This is a genomic window from Streptomyces sp. NPDC052036 (assembly GCF_040680495.1).
GTDB lineage: Bacteria > Actinomycetota > Actinomycetes > Streptomycetales > Streptomycetaceae > Streptomyces.
This window is the reverse complement of sequence record NZ_JBFAWW010000135.1, coordinates 1-1,208: the sequence shown is the minus strand read 5'-3', so window position 1 is coordinate 1,208 and position 1,208 is coordinate 1. Positions and strand designations below refer to the sequence as shown.

Here is a 1,208-nt window from a genome sequence, read left to right as displayed (position 1 = left end):
GACGGGGCGGCGCCGCTGGAGCGGTTGCTGCGTACGGAACTGTCGTACAGCGCGGTACGGGACGGGCGCCGGCTGCGCCCGGAACTGACCCCGGCCGCCGATCCCACCCCCGATCCGGCCCCGAGCAGGCTGGTGCTCACCGAGTACGGCGGACCGGAGTACCTGCGGTCGCAGCCGGCCCGGCGCCGGTCCCCGCAGCCGGGCGAGGTCGAGATCGAGGTGCGGGCCGCCGGTCTCAACTTCCGTGACGTGCTGATCTCGTTGGGCATGATGCGGGACCACTACGCGGGGGCCTACGGTCTCGAACACGCCAGGGACATCCCGCTCGGCTTCGAATGCGCGGGCGTCGTCACCGCCGTCGGCCCCGGGGTGACGCAACCGGCCGTCGGCGACGCGGTGATGGCGATGACGGAGGGCGGCTTCGCGGACTACGTCACCACGTCGGCGAGCCAGGTCGCCCCGCTGCCCCAGGGGCTGTCCATGACCGAGGGCGCCACGGTCCCGCTGGCCTTCCTGACCGCCTACTACGCCCTCGCCCGCCTGGCCTCGCTGCGGCCCGGCGAACGGGTGCTGGTGCACGCGGCCTCCGGCGGCGTCGGCGGGGCCGCGGTGCAGATCGCGCGGGCCCTCGGCGCGGAGGTGTTCGCCACGGCCGGTGCCGGCAAGCGGGACGCGGTACGGGCCCTGGGCGTCACCCACGTCCTGGACTCCCGCAGCACCTCGTTCGCCGAGGAACTGCTCGCCCTCACCGGAGGGAAGGGCGTGGACGTCATCCTCAACAGTCTCAGCGGCGACTTCATCCCCGCCGGTCTGTCGGCGCTCGCCCCCGGCGGACGCTTCGTCGAGATGGGAAAGCTCGGCATCTGGTCCCCCGACCGGATGCGGAGCGCACGGCCCGACGTCGGCTACTTCCCGTTCGACCTCGGCGACGACGCCGAACGCGACGGCACGCTGCTGCCCTGCCTGTTCGAGGCGCTGGGCGAGCTGTTCGCGTCCGGCGCGCTGCGCCCGCTGCCCATGACGGTGTTCCCGCGCCGGGACGCGGCCCGCGCCTACGCCCATATGCAGCACACCCGGCACATCGGGAAGGTCGTGCTTACCTTCGACCGGCCGGTCCGGTTGTCGTCGGATGCGGCGTATCTGGTGACGGGTGGTCTGGGTGGTCTGGGGTTGGTGGTGGCGCGCCGGTTGGCGGCGGGTGGTGCGGG

1 protein-coding gene is annotated in these 1,208 nt (G+C 73.5%); it reads left to right on the top strand.

All coding sequences use genetic code 11. The features are described from left to right. On the top strand, nt 1-1,208 hold a 1,208-nt coding region (locus AB0L95_RS42235; protein WP_365172002.1), incomplete at both ends, for a zinc-binding dehydrogenase.